The sequence below is a fragment of the Devosia aurantiaca genome, assembly GCF_011058215.1.
Taxonomy (GTDB): Bacteria; Pseudomonadota; Alphaproteobacteria; order Rhizobiales; family Devosiaceae; genus Devosia; species Devosia aurantiaca.
Genome location: NZ_JAALFG010000002.1, coordinates 166,222 through 188,185, shown reverse-complemented (window position 1 = coordinate 188,185; position 21,964 = coordinate 166,222). Strand labels below are relative to the sequence as shown.

Below are 21,964 nucleotides of genomic sequence, written 5' to 3'. Positions count from 1 at the left end.
GTGGTGCTCGTCTTGATGGTAAGCGATCACCTTCGATCAGGAGAAAAGACATGCGTTATTTCATGAGCATCATTCCACCCGCCGATCTCAAGCCGGAGGACGTTCCGCAGAGCCTCATGGATGCGATGGGGCCGTGGATGGAAAGGACGCTTGGGGAGGGGAGTCTGGTTTCGACCGGCGGGTTGAAGCCGGTGAAAGAGGGGAAGCGGCTCTCGGGGCAGGGCGGTAGCGTAGCGGTGACCGATGGGCCCTATGCCGAGGCCAAGGAGATCATCGGCGGCTATGCTGTACTTGAGGCTGTGGATCTCGAGGCGGCGACGGCGCTGGCAAGGGAGTTCCTGCAGCTGCATATCGATAATGGGCTGACCGGTGTGGCTCTGGAGGTGCGTGAGATCGCTGGCGGGGTGAATTACTGATCCGCAGCCGCTGTCCTGACGTTGTGATTGTAAGCACCACGTCAGGATAGAACATGACAAGAAAAATTCTCGTTTCGGGCGCCAGCATTGCCGGCTGTGCGGCAGCGTGGTGGCTGACCAGTTTCGGCTTCGATGTGGTCGTGGTCGAAAAAGCCTCAGAGTTTCGGGATGGCGGGCAGAATATCGACGTGCGTGGTGCCGGGCGCGAAGTGCTCATGCGCATGGGGCTGGAGGATGCGGCGCTCGCTGCGGGTACGGGCGAAGAGGGCACCGCCTGGGTGCGAGAGGATGGCAGCGTGGTTGCCGAATTCGGCCAGACCGAGGATGGGTCGGACGGGCCGACGGCGGAGATGGAGATCCTGCGCGGCGATCTTGCGCGGCTGCTGTTCGATCGCAGCAAGGATCGGGCCGAGTACCGGTTCAGTGACACGATCAAATCCATCGAGCAGACCGAGCAAGGGGCACGGGTCGTGTTCGAGAGCGGAGACACGGACGCGTTCGACCTTGTGGTCGTCGCCGAGGGTGTTGGTTCTCCGACGCGCGAATTGGTCTTTCCGGGTGAGAACGAGCCGCGCTGGCTCGATATGAGCATCGCCTATTTTACCATCCCGCGCACGCCGGACGATGACAAGCTTTGGCGCTGGTATCACACGACCGGCGGCCGCGGGGTGTCGCTGCGGCCGGACCGAAATGGAACGACGCGGGCCATGCTTTCCGTGCAGAGGCCGACCGAGGGCGAGCAGGATTGGCCGGTCGAGCGGCAGAAGGCGTGGCTGCACGAGGAGTTCGGTGACGCAGGCTGGGAGTCCGAACGCGTGCTTGCGGGCATGGACGCGACGAATGACTTCTATTTCGATGCCTTGCGACAGGTGCAGATGCCACGGTGGTCCAATGGCCGCGTGGTCCTGACCGGCGACGCAGCCTGGTGCGTGACGCCAATGGGCGGGGTGGGCGCGACGCTGGCTGTTGTCGGCGCCTATATCCTCGCTGGTGAGCTGTCGCAGACCGATGATATCGGGACGGCTCTCCGCAGCTATGACGAGCATCTGCGCGACTTTGTCGAGAATGCGCAGAAGATCCCCAAGATCGCGCCACGGCTCGCCAATCCGCATAGCGAATTCGGCTTGGCAGTGCTGCACGGCACGCTGAAGCTTGCGAGCGCGCCGGGTGTCCGCGACGTCTTTGCCAAGGTTCTTGGCGGCAAGTCGAAGGATATCGAGTTGCCGGACTACGGGGCGTAGCAGCGCTGCACTCGCCCACATCGTGGTTCGAGGCTTCGCTGCGCTTCGCACCTCACCATGAGGTTCAGCAGCTAGAGCGCCGCGGCGATGGCCTTGGCGAGGGCGGCGAGGTCTTGTGCGTCGGCCTGTCCGCCGCCATGGCTGGCCAGCGGAGTGCCCTCGTAAGCGGGGATGATGTGGAAGTGGAGGTGGAAGACCGTCTGGCCAGCCGTTGCTTCGTTGAACTGGGCAAGGCGGATACCGTCGGCGCCGGTCGCGGTCTGGACGGCCTTGGCGACGCGCTGAACGAGGGGGATGACGGCAGCAAGATCTGCCGGATCGGCATCGAGGAGGTTACGCGATGACGCCTTGGGGATGACCAGGGTGTGGCCGCGAGACTGGGGGAAGATGTCCATCATGACGAGGGCGGTATCGTCCTCGTAGACCTTGTGGGCCGGAATTTCGCCGCGGAGAATTTTGGCGAAGATGTTGGTCGGGTCGTAGGTCATGGCGGCTCCGGTCTTTACATCTTCTCTACGTCTTCACACCCTCGATGTCATCCCGGCCTGGAGCCGGGGTGACAGCCGGTGGTGTGACACCCCCACCTAGCTCTGCTACGGCCCGATGGGCCTAGCGGCGCTACCTCCCCCATCGAGGGGGAGGTAGAAGAGGGTCATTGCCGCTCGCCTTTGCGGAAGGGCGTGTAGGTTTCGAGGGTTTCCTGCTGCTGCTCGATGGCGGGGCGTTCGTCTTCGAGGTAGTCGGCGACGGCGCGGCGCAGGCCGGGGTGAGCAATCCAGTGGATGGAATGGGTGAGGACGGGCTCGTAGCCGCGGGCAAGCTTGTGCTCGCCCTGTGCGCCGGCTTCGACGGTCTTGAGGCCGTGGGCGATGGCGTAGTCGATGGCCTGGTAGTAGCAGACTTCGAAGTGGAGGAAGGGGACGTCGCGGGTGGCGCCCCAGTTGCGGCCGTAGAGGGTGTCAACGCCGCGGAAGTTGATGGCGCCGGCGATCGGAGTGGGGCCGTCATGGGCCAGCATCAGGACGACGCGATCGGCCATGTATTCGCCAAGGAGCGAAAAGAAGCGGCGGTTGAGGTATGGGCGGCCCCATTTGCGGGCGCCGGTATCTTCGTAGAACTCGAAGAAGGCGTCCCAGTGCTGTTCCTCGATCTCCTTGCCCGTGAGCCAGCGGACGGTAAGACCATCAGCAAGGGCGTCTCGGCGTTCGCGGCGGATAACCTTGCGCTTGCGCGAGGCGAGGGTTTCGAGGAAGTCGTCAAAGGACTTGAAATCGTGGTTGTGCCAGTGGAACTGGGTGTCGACGCGACGGAGCCAGTCGATCGAACCGGCCAGTTCGGCTTCCGCTTCGGGCACGAAGGTGAGGTGGATAGAGGAGGCGTCGGTCCGGGTGGCGAGCTGCTGGGCGGTCTGGAGCAAGGCGGCCTGGGCTTCGAGGCTTCCGGAGGGGACCAGGAGCTTGGGGGCGGTTGCCGGGGTGAAGGGCACCGAGCCCTGAAGCTTGGGGTAGTAGTGGCCGCCGGCGCGCTCGAGGGCATTGGCCCAGCCATGGTCGAAGACGTATTCGCCCATGGAATGGGATTTGAGGAAAAGCGGCAGGAGGCCGACGGGCTTGTCGTCCTGTGCCAGCAGAATGTGCTGGGGCTGCCAGCCCGTCTTGCCGGTGGCGCAGCCGGACTCCTCGAGCGCGCGGAAAAAGGCGTGGTCGAGGAAGGGATTGTCCGGGACGCCGTCCGTCGACGGCACAAGGCTGTTCCACACCGCGGCCGGGATCGAGGCCGTGGTGGGATGGATGGTCGCCGTGTAGTCGGTGGACACGATGGCGCGCCTAGACCTCGACCACCGCTTCGATCTCGACTGCGGCGCCGAGGGGCAGGGCGGTGACGCCGAAAGCGGCGCGGGCATGCTTGCCCTTGTCACCCAAAACGCCGACCAAAAGGTTGGAAGCGCCGTTGGCGACGAGATGCTGCTCGGTGAATTCGTGGGTCGAGGCGACAAGAACGGTAAGCTTGATCACCTTCTTGATCTCGTGGAGTGGCACGCCCGCCATGTGCACGATCTGGGCAAGGATGTTGACGGCGCAGAGTTCGGCCGCGTTGCCACCCTGGACGACGTTCATGTTGTCGCCAAGGCGGCCCTGGACCACGCCTTGCTCATTGCTGGAAATCTGTCCGGACACATAGAGCAGGTTGCCGGTGCGGCTGACCGGAACGTAGCTTGCCACCGGCGCCTTGGGGGCGGGGAGCTCGTAGCCATATTCGCGGAGCTTTTCGATCGGGTCGGTCATCTGAACTTGCTTTCCAGGTCTTCTGCTTCTTCTTCGGAAGCCGGAGCCGACTGGGTGTCGGGCCGGCTGGTATAGAGCTTGCCGCGCACTACGGCGGCACGGCCAAATCGCGAGCGGACACTGTCCATGGCGCGTTCCGCGGCGGCCTTGCGCGCGACGAGCGGCTCGAGGAGATCGACGGGGTCGAACCCATCGGCCGCTTCAAGGCCCGAGACGCCAATGCCGATCAGCCGGAACGGCGTGCCATCTGCCTCGCGCTGCAGGAGGCTCATGCCAGCCTCGTAGAGAACGTTGGCAAGCTGTGTCGGCATCATCAGGTGTCGCGCGCGGGTGCGCAACCGAAATCCCGATGTTTTGAGCTTGAGGGTCACGGTGTCGCCGACGACGATCTTTGCCTTGAGACGCTCCGACAGGCGCTCGGTGCATTTTAAAAGTTCGGTCGAGAGGTCTTCGAGCGTCGCAATGTCGGTGTTGAAGGTCGTTTCGGACGAGATGGACTTCATCTCGCTGTCGACAGAAACCTTGCGGGCATCCTGGCCTTGCGAAAGGCGCGCCAGACGCGAGCCGGCCTCGCCATAAAGCTTCATGAGGCGGATTGGATCTTCGTCCTGCAATTGGCCGATGGTGTGATAGCCGTCCTTCTTGAGGGTTTCAGAAAAGACCTTGCCGACACCATAGATAAGGCTGATCGGCTTGGGTGCAAGGAAGGTGAGGGTTTCCGCCTTGCCGATCACGGCGAAACCGCGCGGCTTGTCGAGATCGGAAGCGACCTTGGCAAGAAACTTGTTGTGGCTAAGGCCCACCGAGATAGTGACGCCGATTTCCTCGGCGATGGTCTTGGCAAAACGCGCGAGGCTTAAGGCAGGGGGCGCCTTGTGGACGCGCTCCGTGCCGGTGAGATCGAGAAAGGCTTCGTCGATGGAGATGGGCTCGACCAGCGGGGTCAGCGCGTCCATGTGGCGCCGGATCTGGCGGCTGACATCGACATATTTTTGCATGTTCGGCTTGATGATCACCGCATCGGGGCACAGCTCGCGGGCCTTGAACATGGGCATGGCGGAGCGGACGCCGGACTGGCGCGCGATATAGCAACAGGTCGAGACAACACCGCGCGCGCCACCGCCGATGATCAACGGCTTGTCGCGGAGGCTCGGATCGTCGCGCTTTTCAACCGAGGCGTAAAGGCGTCGCAATCGACATGGGCGATCGATAGGGCAAAGAGCTCGTCGTGGCTGCGCAGGCGCGGGGAGCCGCAGGCGGGGCAACGGTTTGGCACCGTCCCGCTGGTTTCCCACTTGAGGCAGTCCCGGCAGAGCCAGTCCACGTGTCTAGAACTCCGTGCGGTTGATCCGATGCCAGACGCGCATGAAGGCTTCCGGCGTGATGTTTTGATTGGCGCAGAGGGCGAGCAGAATCGGCTCGTTGGAGGCAAAGTAGTCGATGAGGCCGTGTTGCATGCGCTCGGTGCCAATCGCCGCGCGCAGGCTCTGCGGATCAAGGCCGGCATTCTGCATGAATCCGAGGAGTTCTTCAGGATTTTCCGAGAGGTAGCCAAGGCATGCGTCAGCCAGATGGCTGATATCGGGCTCGGAACGGTTTGGAACGGGCAAGGCCCTGCCTCATTTGATGTTTTGTAACGGATTAATGGTAGCCGAGATGGCGGAGGAAGCGAAGGTCAGTGCGGCGCATGACCAGCTTTTTCGGACGGCATAGCCGCCCAAGCGAGGTATGATGCCCAAGACAGTGATGATCGTGGAAGACAATGAGCTCAATATGAAGCTCTTTAACGATCTGCTCGAATCGCGCGGCTACACCGTTATCCAGACCCGCAACGGCATGGAAGCGCTGGATCTGGCGCGTGCGCATATGCCCGATCTCATTCTCATGGACATCCAGTTGCCGGAGGTGTCAGGCCTTGTGGTCACCAAGTGGCTCAAGGACGATGAGCAGCTTGCCCATATTCCGGTGATCGCCGTCACCGCCTTTGCGATGAAGGGCGATGAGGAGAGGATCCTCCAGGGCGGCTGCGAGGGCTATATTTCCAAGCCCATCTCGGTATCTCACTTTCTGGAAACCATTGCCCACTACATTGGCCCGGCCTGAGGCGCACCTGGGAGTTTCGCAGGAAAAGTGGGTCCCCCTTTTCCGGTTCGAGAAACGGCTCATTGAGTACCGCGCCTGATGTGAGGTGCTGGTGTGACTGCGCGCGTTTTGATCGTCGATGATATCCCGACCAATGTTCGCCTGCTCGAGGCCCGTCTCACAGCGGAATATTACGAGGTTCTGACGGCAACGTCCGGGGCGCAGGCGCTCGAAATCTGCGAGACGCAGGATGTCGATATCGTCCTTCTCGATGTGATGATGCCGGAAATGGACGGGTTCGAGGTTTGCCAGCGGCTCAAGGCAAGCCCGCGGACGCACCATGTGCCGGTTCTGATGATCACCGCGCTCGACCAGCCGTCGGACCGCGTGCGCGGTCTTGAGGTGGGCGCGGACGATTTTCTCACCAAGCCGGTGGACGACACGCAGCTGATGGCGCGTGTAAAGAGCCTCGTGCGGCTCAAGTCGCTGACCGATGAATTGCGGGCCCGTGCGTTGACCGGGCAGCAGATCGCCATCGAGGACGCGCTGCGGGCGATGGACACGATTTCGGCTAGTGGCGGCTCGATCCTGATCATCGACACCGATCTGCGGCATGCCGAGCGGGTCAAGGGCTATCTCTCCGCAGAGCACAGCGTCGACATCCTGACGCAGCCATCGGATGCAGTGTTCCAAGTGGCGGGCGCCAATTACGAGCTGGCGCTGGTCAGCATGTCGATGGATGATTTCGATCCGCTGCGGGTGTGTTCGCAGATCCGGACGCTCGATCATACGCGGACGCTGCCGATCATTTTGATGGCGGACGAGGGGGACAAGCCGCGCGTGGTGCGGGCGCTGGACCTGGGGGTCAACGATTTCATCAGCCGGCCGGTGGAGCGCAACGAGCTTTCGGCGCGGGTGCGGACGCAGATCCGGCGCAATCGCTATGCGCTCGAGCTGCGGCAGAGCGTCACCAACACGATGGCGCTGGCGGTGACCGACGAGCTCACCGGGCTCTACAATCGCCGCTATTTCGACCGGCACCTCAACGTCATGCTCGGCAAGGCGCAGGAGCAGAGCCGGGACATGGCGCTGATGATCCTCGATATCGACCACTTCAAGTCGGTCAACGACAATCACGGGCATGATGTCGGCGACATCGTGCTGCGCGAATTTGCGGCGCGCATGAAGCGCAATATCCGTGGCGTCGACCTCGCCTGCCGCATGGGTGGCGAGGAGTTCGTGGTGCTGATGCCCGATACCGATACGTTCCAGGCGGAAGCGGTGGCCGAGCGCGTGCGCCAGGCGATCGCCGAAAAGCCGTTCGACGTGGGGACGGCGCGGCCGCTGACGGTGACGGTGTCAGTGGGCGTGTCGCTCAACGAGACGCTGACGGATTCGCCGGAGAGCATGCTGAAGCGGGCGGACGTCGCGCTTTATCGCGCCAAGCGCGAGGGGCGTAACCGGGTGATCTTCGACGCGGCGTGAGCGATCGATAAAGCTGCGTCTATTAGGGTTAGCCGTTATAATTAACAAAGGGTTGCGGTTGGCGGAAACGCCTGGGCCGCCTAGGGTCTTTTCAGCGAGCCGAAACACTTCGGTTACGCAAGTTCCCTACGGCATTCGCTCAGGTCCGCCGCAACTCCTGAGCCTCCCGTAGGGCGGTTGGTCCGGATGCGGACAGAGTGGCCTCTTCGACATGCCGCTCCGGACCAGCCACTCTTCATTCAGAAGCATCGCGAACCTTAGATGTGGTGCTGTCACGCACTCGATTGTCGCCCCGGCAAAGACCGGGGTCTTTCCTGAGATCTCAGGATGGGCCCCGGGTCAAGCCCGGGGTGACAGCTGGTGGGTGAGGCGTCAACGCGCCAAACGAAAACCCCGCAATTGCTTGCGGGGTTTTGCTGTTCGGAACAGGAAGCGCCAGATTACTTGATCTTGGCTTCCTTGAATTCGACGTGCTTGCGAACGACCGGGTCGTACTTCTTGAATGCCAGCTTTTCGGTCTGGGTACGGGCGTTCTTCTTGGTCACATAGAAAAAGCCGGTGTCGGCCGTCGAGACGAGCTTGATCTTGATGGTGGCGGCTTTTGCCATTTGGGTGGTCCTTCACAAAGCGAAAGGCGCCGCACGGAGGGCAGCGCCGGAATTTGGGCGCAACCTACGGATTTGCGCCCCGTTGTCAAGTCGATAGCAGCGCGCAAGGAGAGCCGACATGATCCCGCCCCTCGAATTGATGAGCAAATTGGGCCTTAAATCCGGCGACAAGCTCTGGCTGATCAATGCACCGCGCGAAATGGCAGAGGAACTGGCTGCCGGCGCCGAGGTCGAGATGGTGCACGAGAAGGACGAGTATAATGGCGTCATCGCCTATGTCGCTTCTGCCGAGGAGCTCGATCTTCTGGCGCCGCGAATCCTTAGCGAACTGCCCGAAGATGGCCTGCTCTGGATTTCAGTCGCCGGAAACGACTGGGACGCCCTGACCAAAGCTGGCTGGCGTCCCACGGAAAAGATCGACATCGGCGACCAGCGCTCGCTGCAGCGCTTTGCGCGCTAGGACTGCTTGGAGCGGTTGGCACCGAAGTCATACATGCGGTTGGCCCATTGGAGGCCGACAATGGCGCCCTTGATCGGCTGCAGCATCAGGAGCGGCAGGATAATAGCCAGTGGGATCATCGATATGATGTAGGTCATCGGCTCGACGCGATAGGCCATGTCCATATGCATCATGATGGCGATGATGATGTGGCCCGCGATGGTGATGGCGATATAGGGCGGGAAATCATCGGCGCGATGATGGTTGAGCTCTTCGCCACAGACGTCGCACTGGTCGACGACCTTTAGGAAAGCGCGGAACATCTTGCCCTTGCCGCAATGGGGACAGCGGCAGAGCGTGCCGCGCCACATGGCTTGGGCGACGCTGCGCTGTTCGAGAATATGGGTCTCAGTCATGAGTTACCTCTTTCTCCGGCCAAAGCCTTTCGAGGCCTTTGGACCGAAACTCTTAGGTGCACCTCGCGGCGGTCGTCTTCCAGATGGCGGATTGCCGCGTTTGCCTTCCGACAGGAGCTCGAAGCGCAACGCGCCAGCTACCGGAGCCGCTTCCAGTAGCCGGACCTCAACGCGGTCGCCCAGGGTAAAGGTTTCACCGCTCCGTTCGCCGATCATGGACTGGCGTTCCTCGACATAGCGGTAGAAGTCCTGGCCCAGGGTCGAGGCCGGGATGAAGCCATCGGCGCCGGTTTCGAGCAGGCGCACGAAAAGGCCAGATTTGGTGACGCCGGAAATGCGGCCGAGGAATTTGGCGCCGATGCGCTCGGCCAAAAACTGGGCTAGCAGGCGATCCGAGGTTTCGCGTTCGGCCAGCATGGCCCGGCGCTCAGTGGCCGAGATATGCTGGGCAATGCCGGGGAGTTTTTGCGCTTCCTGCTCGGTCAGGCCGTCCTCGCCGAAGCCCAGGACCTTGACCAAGGCGCGGTGCACGATGAGATCGGCGTAGCGGCGAATGGGCGAGGTGAAGTGCGCGTAGCGGTCGAGATTGAGACCGAAATGGCCATAGTTCTCGGCTGAATATTCGGCCTGCGCTTGGCTGCGCAGCACCATTTCGCTGACTTGCTCTATGTTATTGGCCTTGCGCGCCTGGCTCAGGATGCCGTTGAAATCCGAGGCGCGGACGCTGTCGGATTTCTTGACCGCGATATCGAGCGAACCAAGGAAGTCACGCAGCGCCTGAAGCTTTTCGGACGAAGGCTCGTCGTGGACGCGATAGAGCAGCTCGCTGCGTTTGGCTTCCAGCGTTTCGGCCGCGGCGACGTTGGCGGCGATCATCATTTCCTCGATGAGCCGATGCGCATCGAGCCGTTCGGGAACGTGGATGTCGCGAACCATGCCCTTATCGTCGAGCAGGATCTTGCGCTCGGGCAGATCGAGATCGAGCGGGCCACGCTTGTCGCGGGCGGCGCTCATAGCGGCATAGGCGTCCCAGAGCGGGCGAAGGATCGGCTCGAGCAGGGGGCCGGTCTTGTCGTCGGGATTGCCGTCGATGGCAGCCTGGGCCTGCTGGTAGCTGAGCTTGGCAGCGGAGCGCATCAGGATGCGATGAAAACTGTGGCTGCGCTTTTTGCCATCGGCACCGAGAACCATGCGCACGGCGAGGGCGGCGCGGGGCTCGCCTTCCTTGAGCGAACAGAGTTCATTGGAGATGCGCTCGGGCAGCATCGGGACAACGCGATCCGGGAAGTAGACCGAATTGCCGCGGAGATAGGCTTCGCGATCGAGCGCTGTGCCGGGGCGGACATAGGCGGCGACATCGGCGATGGCGACGGTGACGATGAAGCCGCCGGGATTCTTTTCGTCTTCGTCGGGCGCGGCATGGACGGCGTCGTCGTGGTCCTTGGCATCGAACGGGTCGATGGTGATCAGCGGCAGGTCGCGCCAATCCTCGCGGCCCTTGAGGGAAGCTTCCTTGGCCTCCTCGGCTTCGCGCAGGACGCTGGCCGGCCATTTGTGCGGGATTTCGAGATTGTGAATCGCGATCAGCGAGATGGCGCCCTCGGACTTAGGGTTGCCGATGACCGAGGTGACGCGAGCGCGCGGGATCATCAGGCGGCCGGAGAGCTTGACCTCGACCTCCACCAGATCGCCGTCTTTGGCATCGCCGAGATCGCCGACCGGAATGCGCATTTCCTTCTGCTTGCGATCGACGGGAATGAGTCGGGCGCCTTCGTTGTCGGTGCGAACGATGCCGATATGGGCGCGACGGGGCTTGTCGAGCACCTTCATCGGCTTGGCGGTGTAGTCGGGGATCGCCTCGTCGCCGGCATCGATGCGGGCAAGAATGCGATCGCCGGGCGCGGGGGCGACGCGGGATTTGCTGTCGACGAGCACCCGGACGCGCGGCTTTTCGCCTTCCTCATCGTTCCACTGCGCCGGATAGGCGTGGAGATGATCGGGATCGGCGTCGCCTGGGATGTCGAGCACAGTGACATGGGGCAGGGCGGCAGTGCGGCGCAGGGCCTTGCGGGTGCGGGCGATAACGCCTTCGCCCTCAAGCTCGGCCAGCATCGCCTTGAACGGACGGCGCAAGTCGCCGCGGATGCCGAGCACCTTGGCCAGATCGCGCTTGCCCTTGATGTTTTCTTCGTCGGCTAGGGCTTCGAGCACCTGCTCGCGACTTGGCAAAAGTTCGGCCGCGGTGAGGCGCGGGCGCTTAGGGCCGGACGTGTTTTTGTTTTTTGCTGGTTTGGCCATGATTTTCGTCAGGTTTCGGGATTGCTCTTTATGTAGGTCACCGCAGGGGTTTTGCCAAATCGCCCCTTGTCGCTCCGGCCCTTAGGACGATAGTTGTTGAGCCAACGTCGCTTACGGGGATGCGTTCATGCCGACCGATATTTTGCCGCTGATCCTGGCGCTGGTGCTGGGATATTTGTGCGGCTCGGTGCCTTTCGGGCTGATCCTGACCGGCGCTGCCGGTCTTGGTGATATCCGCTCGATCGGCTCGGGCAATATCGGGGCGACCAATGTCTTGCGTACCGGCAACAAGACGCTGGCAGCGGCGACGCTGGTGCTGGACGCGCTCAAGGCGGCGGTTGCGATCCTCGTGGCGCGGTATTTCTGGGGCGACGATGCGGCGATGCTTGCCGCTGTCGGCGCGTTTTTCGGCCACTGCTTTCCGGTGTGGCTCGGTTTCAAGGGCGGCAAGGGCGTTGCGGTGATGATCGGTTCGCTGCTGTCGCTGAGCTGGCCCGTGGGGCTGATCTTTTGCGCGGTGTGGCTGCTGATCGGCTTTACCCGGAAGATCTCGTCGCTGGCGGCGCTGACCGCCGCGGCGACGGCGCCGATCTTCACCTATGTCTTTAACGACAATATCTGGCTGACCTTTACGGTGGCAGCGCTGGCGCTGTTGCTGTTCTACCAGCACCGCGAGAACATTTCCCGGCTGATCAAGGGCACCGAGCCCACCATCGGTGGCAAGAAGGCGGCCTGATGCTTTCCGGTGGTGGTCAGGCGCTGACTGCCGCCGAACGCGTCGCCTGGCTGCGGCTGATCCGCAGCGACAATGTCGGCCCCGTGACGTTCCGTCAGCTCTTGAGCCGGTTCGGTTCGGCGGCCGCGGCGATCGAGGCCCTGCCCGAGCTCAGCCGCAAGGCGGGCAGGGGCGTCACGGTCACTCCGCAAGCCAAGGCCGAAGACGAGATCGCCGGGCTCGAGCGCTACGGCGCGCGGCTGGTGGCGCAAAGCGAACCCGATTACCCACCGCACCTTCATCATATTCCGGCCGCGCCGCCGCTGATCACCATGGCAGGGGGCGAGCGGCTCGACTGGCAGCGCACGGTCGGCATCGTCGGGGCGCGGAATGCCTCCACCGCCGGCGTGAAGATGACGCGGTTGCTGGCAACGGATCTGGGCGAGCGGGGCTATACGGTGGTCTCCGGACTGGCGCGCGGCATCGACACGGCCGCGCATCGGGCGAGCCTCAGCACCGGCACCATAGCCGTGCTGGCGGGCGGGTTCGACAAGATCTATCCGGACGAGAATATCCCGCTGGCGCATGACATCCTCGATAATGGCGGGGCGCTGCTGACGGAAATGCCGCTGGGCTGGGAGCCGCGAGCGCGGGACTTTCCGCGGCGCAACCGGCTGGTTTCGGGATTGTCGCTGGGGATCGTCGTGGTCGAGGCGGCCAAACGCTCGGGCTCGCTGATTACAGCGCGGCTTGCGCTCGAGCAGAATCGCGATGTGTTTGCCGTGCCTGGTTCGCCGCTCGATCCACGCGCCGAAGGCGGTAATGCACTGATCCAGCAGGGGCGCGGCTGATCACCTGCGCCGAGGACATCATCGAGGTGCTGGGCAGCGCTGATCCGGCGCGGATGGCGCTGTTCGATGCGGAGTGGCAGCCGGACGAAATCGGCGCAATGCCTGCGGAAGATGACCGGGCTCGGCTGTTAGAGGCTTTGTCGAACACGCCGGTCGAGGTCGATGAGCTGATCGGGGCCACGGGGATCGGGCCTTCGGCGATGCAGATGCTTTTGCTGGAGCTCGATATTGCCGGGCGGATCGAGTGGTCGAGCGGGCAGCTGGTGGCGTTGAGGTATGAGTGAGGGGACCGAGAAGACCTCATGGTGAGCTTGTCGAACCACGAGGTCGGGCATTGGATTGTGCCACGACCTCGTCCTTCGACAGGCTCAGGATGAGGTCTACTGAAGGGTCAGAGGAAAACGGGCTCTTCGTGTAGGTCCACGCTAAAGCGACTGCGTACTTGGGCTTTGACGTGTTCTGCCAGCGCCCGGATATCGGCTTGCTCACCGCCGCCGTGGTTGACGAGGACCAGGGCGTGGCGTTCGGAGATCCCGACCTTGCCCATGCGAAAACCCTTGAGGCCGCTTTTTCGATCAGCCAGCCGGCGGAGAGCTTGGTGCGGCCATCGGCTTGGGGGAAGTTCGGGGCGGTCGGAAATTCCGCCAGGACTGGCTGCGCGGCTTCGACCGACATGATTGGGTTCTGGAAGAAGGAGCCGGCATTGGGGGTGACGCGCCAATCGGGAAGCTTGCTTTGGCGGAGGGCGATGACGCGGTCCATGACCAGTCGCGGCGTGATTTCCGCGGCTTCGGCGAGATCCGAAAGGCCCGCGAAGCCAAGGTTCGGCGACCAGGCTTTTGGCAGGCGCAGGCGGACGGAGGTCACGACATAGCGGTCGGGCTCTTCCTTGAAGACGCTGTGCCGGTAGGCAAAGTGGCAGGCGGCGCGGTCGAACTGCACCGTGTCGCCGGTATGCCGGTCGAAGGCGGTTAGGCTGTCGAAAGTGTCAGCGAGCTCGGCGCCATAGGCACCGATATTCTGCACCGGCGCAGCGCCGATGGTGCCGGGGATGAGGGCGAGGTTTTCGAGGCCGCCGAAACCCTGTTCGACGGTAAAGCTGACGACCTCGTGCCAGCTTTCGCCTGCGGCGGCATCGACCAAAATATCGTCGCCATCGTCGATGATGGCGCGGCCCTTGTTTGCGAGCAGGGCGGTGATGCCATCAAAATGCAGTGCGAGGACGACATTGCTGCCGCCGCCGAGCACGCGCACGGGATGGCCTGAGGCGAAGAGCGCTGGGAGCTGCGCGGCGTCGGTGATTTCGATGCCGGAGCGCGACTGCGCCCGAAGGGCGAGCGTGTTGCGGAGGGTAAGGTCGAAATCCGGAATCAGGGCGAGGGGAGTGTCGGTCATCACGGCTCTTATCTCCATTGTTCGGGCCCTCTCGGCAAGCGTCACGTCAGGGTGGCCCGTTGACAGTCCTATTCGGCTTCACCATGTTGCGGCCTCTTCGAACAGCGTTGCGGAACATTCCCCCATGAAGGTCGTCGTCGTTGAAAGTCCGGCTAAAGCCAAGACAATCAACAAGTATCTCGGCAAGGACTATGAGGTCTTGGCCAGCTTCGGCCATATCCGCGACCTGCCGGCCAAGGACGGTTCGGTGCGTCCGGACGAAGATTTCGCCATGTCATGGGAAGTTGATACGGCGTCCAAGAAGCGCGTGACGGACATCGCCAATGCGCTCAAAGGCGCCGATGGGCTGATCCTCGCGACCGACCCCGATCGTGAGGGAGAGGCGATTTCCTGGCATATTCTTGATGTGTTGCGGGCCAAGAAGGCGCTCAAGAAAGACACGCCAGTGCAGCGCGTCGTGTTCAACGCCATCACCAAGGACGCGGTGACCGCGGCCATGGCCAAGCCGCGCGACATCGACATGCCGCTGGTCGACGCCTATCTGGCGCGCCGAGCGCTCGATTATCTCGTGGGCTTCACGCTCTCGCCGATCCTGTGGCGCAAGCTGCCCGGCTCGCGCTCGGCTGGCCGCGTGCAGTCCGTGGCGCTGCGGCTTGTTTCCGAGCGCGAAGCGGAGATCGAGAAGTTCAAGCCGGAAGAATATTGGAGCGTCGAGGCGCAGCTGGCGCAGGGCGGCAAGAGTTTCCTCGCGCGTCTTTTCGCCGTCGATGGAAAGAAGACCGACAAGCTCGATATAAAGACCGGCGAAGATGCCGGTGCGCTCAAGGCGCTGATCGAGGGCGGGCAGTTCAATGTCGCCAATGTCGAAAAGAAGCCGACCAAGCGCAATCCCTATGCGCCGTTCACGACGTCGAGCCTGCAACAGGATGCTTCGTCGCGCCTCGGCCTTTCGCCCAATCGCACGATGCAGATCGCCCAGCGACTCTACGAGGACGGGCTCATTACCTATATGCGTACCGACGCCGTGCAGATGGCGCCGGAGGGCATTTCGATGGCCCGCTCGGTGATCGGCAAGTATTTCGGCGAGGAGTATCTGCCGGAAAAGGCGCGCATCTACCAGACCAAGGCCAAGAATGCGCAGGAAGCGCACGAGGCCATCCGCCCGACGGACATGTTCAAGCGGCCCGAGCAGCTCAACCTCGATGCCGACCAAGCCAAGCTTTATGGCCTGATCTGGCGCCGCACGCTGGCCTCGCAGATGAAATCGGCCGAGATCGATCGGACTACGGTGGACATCGCCGTCAATGTGCCGGGCCGTGCCGTGACGCTGCGCGCGACCGGATCGGTCGTGACCTTCCCCGGCTTCCTCAAGCTTTATGGCGTCGAGGTGAAGTCGGACGAGGATACCGAGGACGAAGACGATCGCGAGCTGCCGCCGCTCAATGTCGGCGACAAGCCGGACCTCAGAAAGGTCGAGATCGAGCAGCATTTCACCCAGCCGCCGTCACGCTTCACCGAGGCCAGCCTCATCAAGAAGATGGAAGAGCTCGGCATTGGCCGTCCCTCGACCTATGCGGCGACGCTGACGACGCTCAAGGACCGCGACTATGTGCGGCTTGAGGGCAAGGCGCTGCATCCGGAAGATCGCGGCCGCATCGTCACCTCGTTTCTTGAGTCGTTCTTTACCCGCTATGTGGAATACGGCTTTACGGCGGGCCTCGAAGAAAAGCTCGACCAGGTTTCGGCTGGCGAGCTCGACTACAAGGTGCTGCTGCGTGATTTCTGGAAGGATTTCACGCAGGCGACGGAGGAGATCAAGGACCTGCGCGTGTCCGAGGTCCTCGACGCGCTCAACGATCTTTTGGAAGACCACATTTTCCCACCGAAGGCGGACGGGTCCGATCGTCGCCGGTGCCCGACCTGCGGCACCGGTACGCTGTCGCTGAAGCTCGGCAAGTTCGGCGCGCTTATCGGCTGCTCGAACTATCCCGAGTGCAAGCACACGACGCAGCTGTCAGATGCGGCCAACGGCAATTCCTCTCAGGCTGCGGCCGGCGACGGGGTGCTCGGCACCGATCCGGAAACCGGCGAAGAGGTGCATCTCAAGTCCGGTCGCTTCGGGCCATACGTGCAGCTCGGTGACGGCAAGGAGCCAAAGCGCTCGTCACTGCCCAAGGGCTGGGAGGCGGCGACGCTGACGCTGGAGAAGGCGCTGCAACTTTTGTCGCTGCCGCGAGAAGTGGGTCTTCATCCGGAGTCGGGGCTGCCCATTTCGGCGGGTCTCGGGCGCTATGGTCCGTTCATTCTGCATGACGGCAAATATGCCAATCTGCCGGACGTGGAAGAGGTATTCACCGTCGGCATCAACCGCGCGGTTGACCTTATTGCGCAAAAGGCAGCCGGTGGCTTCCAGCGCGCCAGTGCTTCGGCGATCAAGACCTTCGACTATGACGACGGCCCGATCAAGATCGCGAATGGCCGCTTCGGTCCCTATGCGCAGCTGGGCAAGGTCTATGCAAATATTCCGAAGGACATCAAGCCTGAGGACATCACGCTCGAGCAGGCTGTCGCGCTGATCACCGCCAAGATCGAGGCAGGCGGCGGCAAGAAGAAGGCACCGGCGAAAAAGGCTGCGGCCAAGAAGCCGGCGGCAAAGACTGCGGCTGCGGCGAAGAAGCCGGCTGCGGTCAAGAAGGCACCGGTGAAGAAGGCCGCGGCGAAGAAGATCGTCGATAGTGAGGATGTGCCGTTTTAGGCGGCACTTCTCATGAGACCTCATGGTGAACTTGTCGAACCACGAGGTCGGGCGCGCGGAAGCCAGTGGCTGCGACCTCGTCCTTCGACAAGCTCAGGATGAGGTCTAGGGAGCTCAGTATTAGGTCTTCGGCGTGATGGTGGTCTTTGCCAGACTTGGCAAGCTCTCATAGTCTGCGGCGATCAGCGCTTTCTTTTTGCGCCTGCTCCAACCTTTGATCTGGCGTTCACGGTTGATCGCGTCCAATGCGCTGGCGAACTCTTCCGCGCATTTTAGCACGACGGGACCGCGTGTGGACGAACCTTCCACCACGCCCGCGTTGTGCTCCCACAGGCGTTGCTCGGGGTGCTTACGCGTGAGCCCTGTGTAGTATGATCCGTCGCTGCCTTCGAGGATGTAGACGTAGAAGGGCATCGTGCCTGCGACCTCGTGGTTCGACAGGCTCACCATGAGGTCTAGGGGCTAACGGTGCAATGGTCGGCTAATCTACCCGATCGTTCGTTCGATCAGCTTCAGCCAGTTGCCTAGCGCGATTTTTTTGACCAGCGTTTCGCCGTAGCCTTTGTCGAGCAGGGCGCGCAGCAGGTTTTGGGTGCCGCGGACGTCGCCGATGGCGTTGGGGATGCGGGCGCCGTCGAAATCGCTGCCCAGCGCCACGCCGTCTTCGCCCAGAGCTTCGAGGAGGGCGTCGACATGGCGGACCATAAGTTCGATCGGCGTGTCGGCGTCGAACTTGCCGTCTTCGCGCAGGAAGCCGGTGGCGTAGTTTAGGCCGACGACGCCGCCGGAGTCGCGGATGGCGGCGAGTTGCCAATCGACCAGGTTGCGGGTGCCCGGCGAAATGGCGTGAACGTTGGAATGGGTGGCGACCAGCGGCTTGGTGGAGATGGCTGCGACGTCGCGGAAGCCGGCGGCGTTAAGGTGGCTGAGGTCAATCATTACGCCATGCTTGTCGCAAAGGCGGACGAGTTCCTTGCCGGCGTCGCTGAGCCCCGGGCCTATATCGGGATCTGCATTGTGGCGGAAGGGAACGCCGGTGCCGAAGGCGTTGGCGCGGCTCCAGGTGATGCCGATCGAGCGCAGGCCAGCCGCATAGAGCACGTCGAAGGCGTGAAAGTTCGTGTCGATGGCCTCGGCGCCTTCGATGTGGAAGATCGCGGCGTGCTTTTCGATGGCGATGGCGTTGCGGATGTCTGCTGCGGACCGGCAGATCGTGAGCGCACCGGCCTGTTCGAGGCGCAGCAGGATCGCGGCCATGCCCATGGTCGAGGGCGTGGCATCGGCGTTGCTGAGTTCGGGTGGGAGTTCGCCATTGCTCATGGGATTGGTGGCGACGCTTGCGAGATTGCCCTTTAGCGGCGGTGGGAACATCGCGTAAAAACCGCCAACCATGCCGGCCGCCCGGGCGCGCGGCAGGTCAACATGACCATCCTGCGTGCCCTCGACGAAGAGCGCGACCTTGTCGGCGTTGGCGTGCTCGAGGAGGCGCAGCAGCGTATCGTTGTGGCCGTCAAAAAACGGAATGGTCATGCGGCTTCCTTGTGGGTGAAGACGGTCTTGCCGCCGACAAAGGTGCGCATGACCTTGCCCTGCATGCGTGCGCCTTCGAAGCTGGTGTTGCGTGACTTGGAGCGCAGCTCGCGCTCGGTAACCTGCCAGGGATATTCGAGGTCGACCAGGATCAGATCGGCCGGCGCACCGCGCGCGATGCGACCACTGGCAAGACTGAGGATTTCGGCCGGCCGGCTGGTCATGGCGCGAAGGATGGTCAGGAGGTCGACATCGCCGGAATGAACGAGGCGCAAGGCCGCGGCGAGGAGGGTTTCGAGCCCGATGGCGCCGTCGGAGGCTTCAGCGAAAGGCTGGCGCTTGACCTCGGTGTCCTGCGGATCGTGATCGGAGTGGATGGTGTCGATGACGCCGGTTTTCAGCGCTTCGATCATGGACTGCCGGTCATCCTCGCTTCGCAGCGGCGGGTTGAGCTTGAAGTAGGTGCGATAGCGGCCGATGTCGTTTTCGTTGAGGCAGAGATTGTTGATCGAAATGCCGGCTGTAACCTGCGGGTTACGCGATTTTGCTGCCTTCAGCAGCGCCGCCGAGCCTTCGGTGGAGATTTGGGCGGCATGGTAGCGGACGCGGGTGAGCGCCGCGAGTTGCATGTCGCGCGCAAGGGGTATGGTCTCGGCTTCGCGCGGAATGCCGCGCAGGCCGAGCACGGTGGAGAAGAGACCGGCATTCATGACGCCGTCGCCGACCAGCTCGCTATCGGAGGGTTGATGGACGAAGGGCATGTCGAAATTGGCGGCGTAGTCCATGGCGCTGCGCAAGAGCGCAGTCGATTGGATCGAGTGCGATCCGTCGGTGAGGCAGACCGCGCCAGCTTCCTTGAGGAGACCGAACTCGGTCATCTCCTTGCCATTGAGGCCGCGGGTGATGGCGGCAGCGGGAAGAATGCGGGCAAGGGACTGCGCTTCGGCGCGGCGGATCAGGAAGTCCACCAGGGCGCCGTCGTCGACCACGGGGTCGTATCCGGCATCATGACGAAGCTTGTGACGCCGCCGGCAACGGCTGCAGCCCCGGCGGAGGCGAGGGTTTCGCGATATTCCTTGCCGGGCTCGCCGACGAAGACGCGCATGTCGATCAGGCCGGGTGCCAGGACGTGGCCCTTTGCATCAACGACTTCGGCGTTGTCAGGCACGCCGACCGGGCCACACCCAGCGCCAAGTCGACGATCTTGCCGTCTTCGACCAGCACCGCACCGCGACGGTCGGTGCCCGATGCCGGGTCCACGATGCGGGCATTTTCGATCAGCAGCGGACGGGTCATGGCTCGTTCCTCGGCGGCAGGAGGGCATCAAGGACGGCCATGCGCACGGCGACCCCCATTTCCACCTGGTCGGTGATCACCGAGCGTTCGCTGTCGGCAATGGCCGGGTCGATCTCGACGCCGCGGTTCATCGGGCCCGGATGCATGACGATGGCGTCGGGCTTGGCATGGGCGAGCTTTTGTTCGTCGAGGCCGTAGAAGCGATAATATTCGCGCACGGACGGGATCATCTTGCCATTGGCGCGCTCGTGCTGAAGCCGCAGCATCATCACCACGTCGGCGCCCTTGAGGCCCTCTTCCATATCGGTGAAGACTTCGGTGGCAAGATTTTCTATGCCCGGCGGCAGCAGGGTTTTTGGGGCGATCACCCGGGTGCGGACATTGAGCGCGCCGAGCAGCAAGAGGTTGGAACGGGCGACGCGGGAATTGGCGATATCGCCGCAGATGGCGACGGTCAGCCCGGCGAGGCGCCTCTTGTGATTGCGGATGGTCAAGGCATCGAGCAGCGCTTGCGTCGGATGTTCATGGGCGCCGTCGCCGGCGTTGCACACCGAGCAGCCGACCTTTTGCGCCAAAAGCTCGACCGCCCCGGCGGCCGAGTGCCGTACGATCAACACGTCCGGGCGCATGGCGTTCAGCGTTGCGGCCGTGTCGATCAGCGTCTCGCCCTTGCTCACCGAGCTGGTCTTGACCGACATGTTGACCACCAGCGCTCCGAGCCGCTTGCCGGCGATTTCGAAGGACGATTGCGTACGGGTCGACGGCTCGAAGAAGAGATTGATCTGCGTCTTGCCGCTCAGCGTCGGCAGGGATTTTCGCTCCTGCCGGCTGATCTCGATCATGCGCTCGGAGCGATCCAGCAGGTCGAGGATCTCGTGCTGCTTGAGGTCGGCAATGGAGATCAGGTGGCGCTGGGCGAACGGGGGAAGTCACCGGCAAGGCCGGCTGGAGAAACATGGGGCATGTCGCATCCCTTGCGATTTGCTGCGGTGTAGAGGAGGGGGCGGACGGGGCAAGCGCGAAGTGCCCTCATGCGGCAATGCTCCCCGGTTGAACGCCTGGCCGGGTCAGCGCATTGCTGAGGCATGTGCAACGATTACGAACAGCATGTTCGCGAGGCGGCCTATCGCAAGGCGCTGGAGGCGCTCGAGCTTGGTGGATCCGATGGAGATGAGGCGGCGCTGATCATCGCCGACGACATCCGGATCGGCGATTTCGGCCCGGTGCTGCGTGCGGCTGGCAACGGCGTCGAGCTCAAGCAGATGCGCTTTGGTTTTCCGCCGCCGCGGGCCAAGGCGCCGCCGGTGTTCAACTTCAAGAGCGATAAGCGCAGTTTTGCCGATAGCCAGCGCTGTGTCGTGGTGCTTTCGGGCTTTTTTGAATTTACCGGCAGCAAGTATCCCAAGACCAAGCATCGCTTTTCGCTCAGCGGATCGCCGATCATGGGGATTGCGGGGCTCTGGAGCGAGGACGAGGACGGCGGGCTGAGTTTTACCATGCTGACCTGTCCGCCAGGACCTGATGTTGAGCCGATCCATGACCGGCAGGTCTGCGTGCTAAAGCCGGAGCAATGGGTGGAGTGGTTGTTTCTGACGCGGCCGGAAGCAGAACTGCTGCGGCCGCTACCGGCGGGGACGCTGGATGTCGACGTGGTACGGGAGGGCAAGCAATGAGCGTGGCATTTACCAAGGAAGACAGCGCCGAGACAGCTGCCGAGACCATGCTGCCGGAACGGCCGATTCCCGAGGGTCCGAACCTTGTCACCGCGGAGGGGTTGGCGGCTCTGGAGCGGCAGCTGGAGGCAGCGCGTGCTGCCTATGAAGCGGCGTTGCGAATCGAGGACGTCAACGAGCGGCGGCGGCAGGCGGCTAATCCTTATCGGGATCTGCGGTATTTCGACGAGCGCTTTCGGACAGCACAGGTTATGGCGGCGCCGCAGGAAGCGGGTGTCGTTGCCTTCGGCAGCACGGTGACCTTCGAGCGTGACGATGGGCGGGTGCAGACCTACCGAATCGTCGGTGAGGATGAGGCTGATCCGAAAGCGGGGACGGTGTCGTTGGCGTCCCCAGTTGCGCGGGCTCTGATGGGCAAGAGCGTCGGCGACGTGGTGACGGTTGGCGGTTGCGAGGTTGAGGTCGTGGACATTGGGTGA

General features: G+C 62.9%; 20 protein-coding genes and 4 pseudogenes. 10 read left to right on the top strand and 14 right to left on the bottom strand.

What is annotated here, in order from left to right:
- Positions 1–50: 50 nt before the first annotated feature.
- Both G5575_RS08380 and G5575_RS08375 read left to right on the top strand, forming a co-directional pair.
- On the top strand, positions 51–416 hold the full coding sequence (locus G5575_RS08380) for a YciI family protein (protein WP_164533940.1): 366 nt from the start codon (positions 51–53) through the stop codon (positions 414–416).
- Positions 417–469: 53 nt separating this feature from the next.
- Positions 470–1,657 carry an FAD-dependent monooxygenase gene (locus G5575_RS08375; RefSeq protein WP_164533939.1) on the top strand — a complete coding sequence of 396 codons (1,188 nt, stop codon included), beginning with the start codon at positions 470–472 and terminating at the stop codon, positions 1,655–1,657.
- 71 nt (positions 1,658–1,728) lie between these two features.
- Here the strand turns inward: G5575_RS08375 and G5575_RS08370 are convergent, their stop codons facing one another.
- The 5 genes and pseudogenes from G5575_RS08370 to G5575_RS08350 all read right to left on the bottom strand — a co-directional run bounded on the left by G5575_RS08370 (position 1,729) and on the right by G5575_RS08350 (position 5,552).
- Complete coding sequence (locus G5575_RS08370) at positions 1,729–2,145, bottom strand: HIT family protein (protein WP_164533938.1); 417 nt, start codon at positions 2,143–2,145, stop codon at positions 1,729–1,731.
- 164 nt (positions 2,146–2,309) lie between these two features.
- Positions 2,310–3,473, bottom strand: coding sequence for a GNAT family N-acetyltransferase (locus tag G5575_RS08365; RefSeq protein ID WP_407924851.1), 1,164 nt, complete (start codon positions 3,471–3,473; stop codon positions 2,310–2,312).
- 10 nt (positions 3,474–3,483) lie between these two features.
- On the bottom strand, positions 3,484–3,942 hold the full coding sequence (locus tag G5575_RS08360; protein ID WP_164533936.1) for a RidA family protein: 459 nt from the start codon (positions 3,940–3,942) through the stop codon (positions 3,484–3,486).
- A pseudogene (locus G5575_RS08355) lies at positions 3,939–5,296 on the bottom strand (DNA polymerase IV). Before G5575_RS08355 ends, G5575_RS08360 begins: the two are co-directional and overlap by 4 nt.
- On the bottom strand, positions 5,271–5,552 hold the full coding sequence (locus G5575_RS08350) for a DUF3572 family protein (RefSeq protein WP_164533935.1): 282 nt from the start codon (positions 5,550–5,552) through the stop codon (positions 5,271–5,273). The pseudogene G5575_RS08355 and the gene G5575_RS08350 overlap by 26 nt, the downstream one beginning before the upstream one ends.
- Positions 5,553–5,673: 121 nt before the next feature.
- On the opposite strand from G5575_RS08350, the gene G5575_RS08345 reads away from it, so the two are divergent.
- Together G5575_RS08345 and G5575_RS08340 are read left to right on the top strand one after the other, a co-directional pair.
- Positions 5,674–6,045 (top strand): response regulator, encoded by a 372-nt coding sequence (locus G5575_RS08345; RefSeq protein WP_164533934.1) that lies wholly within the window; start codon positions 5,674–5,676, stop codon positions 6,043–6,045.
- A gap of 93 nt (positions 6,046–6,138) precedes the next feature.
- Entirely contained in the window at positions 6,139–7,509 is a 1,371-nt protein-coding gene (locus tag G5575_RS08340) for a PleD family two-component system response regulator (protein WP_164533933.1), read from the top strand.
- Between the two features lie 440 nt (positions 7,510–7,949).
- On the opposite strand, the gene rpmG is transcribed toward G5575_RS08340, so the two are convergent.
- Positions 7,950–8,117, bottom strand: coding sequence for a 50S ribosomal protein L33 (rpmG, locus tag G5575_RS08335; RefSeq protein ID WP_046104197.1), 168 nt, complete (start codon positions 8,115–8,117; stop codon positions 7,950–7,952).
- Positions 8,118–8,235: 118 nt separating this feature from the next.
- Here rpmG and G5575_RS08330 point away from each other — a divergent pair, with 118 nt between their 5' ends.
- Positions 8,236–8,577, top strand: coding sequence for a hypothetical protein (locus G5575_RS08330; protein WP_164533932.1), 342 nt, complete (start codon positions 8,236–8,238; stop codon positions 8,575–8,577).
- Here the strand turns inward: G5575_RS08330 and G5575_RS08325 are convergent.
- Together G5575_RS08325 and rnr are read right to left on the bottom strand one after the other, a co-directional pair.
- Positions 8,574–8,972: a DUF983 domain-containing protein gene (locus G5575_RS08325; protein ID WP_164533931.1), complete on the bottom strand. Its 399-nt coding sequence runs from the start codon at positions 8,970–8,972 to the stop codon at positions 8,574–8,576. The two genes, G5575_RS08330 and G5575_RS08325, sit on opposite strands and share 4 nt — an antisense overlap.
- A 3-nt stretch (positions 8,973–8,975) precedes the next feature.
- The gene (rnr, locus tag G5575_RS08320) at positions 8,976–11,270 is read right to left on the bottom strand and encodes a ribonuclease R (protein ID WP_164533930.1); all 2,295 of its coding nucleotides are present in this window, start codon (positions 11,268–11,270) and stop codon (positions 8,976–8,978) included.
- Between the two features lie 127 nt (positions 11,271–11,397).
- On the opposite strand from rnr, the gene plsY reads away from it, so the two are divergent.
- Entirely contained in the window at positions 11,398–12,006 is a 609-nt protein-coding gene (plsY, locus tag G5575_RS08315; protein WP_164533929.1) for a glycerol-3-phosphate 1-O-acyltransferase PlsY, read from the top strand.
- Positions 12,006–13,120: pseudogene (gene dprA / locus G5575_RS08310) on the top strand (DNA-processing protein DprA). Before plsY ends, dprA begins: the two are co-directional and overlap by 1 nt.
- A gap of 107 nt (positions 13,121–13,227) precedes the next feature.
- Here dprA and G5575_RS22160 read toward each other — a convergent pair.
- Positions 13,228–13,383, bottom strand: coding sequence for a hypothetical protein (locus G5575_RS22160; protein WP_407924856.1), 156 nt, complete (start codon positions 13,381–13,383; stop codon positions 13,228–13,230).
- A gap of 74 nt (positions 13,384–13,457) precedes the next feature.
- Positions 13,458–14,231 (bottom strand): annotated as a pseudogene (gene murB / locus G5575_RS08305) (UDP-N-acetylmuramate dehydrogenase); the annotation flags it as partial.
- Positions 14,232–14,355: 124 nt separating this feature from the next.
- On the opposite strand from murB, the gene topA reads away from it, so the two are divergent.
- Complete coding sequence (topA, locus tag G5575_RS08300; protein WP_164533927.1) at positions 14,356–16,986, top strand: type I DNA topoisomerase; 2,631 nt, start codon at positions 14,356–14,358, stop codon at positions 16,984–16,986.
- A gap of 120 nt (positions 16,987–17,106) precedes the next feature.
- On the opposite strand, the gene G5575_RS08295 is transcribed toward topA, so the two are convergent.
- The 4 genes and pseudogenes from G5575_RS08295 to G5575_RS08280 all read right to left on the bottom strand — a co-directional run bounded on the left by G5575_RS08295 (position 17,107) and on the right by G5575_RS08280 (position 20,714).
- Positions 17,107–17,400 (bottom strand): GIY-YIG nuclease family protein, encoded by a 294-nt coding sequence (locus G5575_RS08295; RefSeq protein WP_164534720.1) that lies wholly within the window; start codon positions 17,398–17,400, stop codon positions 17,107–17,109.
- Positions 17,401–17,472: 72 nt separating this feature from the next.
- A complete protein-coding gene (locus tag G5575_RS08290; protein ID WP_164533926.1) occupies positions 17,473–18,516 on the bottom strand; it encodes a dipeptidase in 1,044 nt (347 codons plus the stop codon).
- A pseudogene (pyrC, locus tag G5575_RS08285) lies at positions 18,513–19,812 on the bottom strand (dihydroorotase). Before pyrC ends, G5575_RS08290 begins: the two are co-directional and overlap by 4 nt.
- Entirely contained in the window at positions 19,809–20,714 is a 906-nt protein-coding gene (locus tag G5575_RS08280) for an aspartate carbamoyltransferase catalytic subunit (RefSeq protein WP_328766074.1), read from the bottom strand. Before G5575_RS08280 ends, pyrC begins: the two are co-directional and overlap by 4 nt.
- 183 nt (positions 20,715–20,897) lie before the next feature.
- Here G5575_RS08280 and G5575_RS08275 point away from each other — a divergent pair, with 183 nt between their 5' ends.
- On the top strand, positions 20,898–21,485 hold the full coding sequence (locus tag G5575_RS08275; protein WP_164533925.1) for an SOS response-associated peptidase: 588 nt from the start codon (positions 20,898–20,900) through the stop codon (positions 21,483–21,485).
- The gene (greA, locus tag G5575_RS08270; protein WP_164533924.1) at positions 21,482–21,964 is read left to right on the top strand and encodes a transcription elongation factor GreA; all 483 of its coding nucleotides are present in this window, start codon (positions 21,482–21,484) and stop codon (positions 21,962–21,964) included. The genes G5575_RS08275 and greA overlap by 4 nt, the downstream gene beginning before the upstream one ends.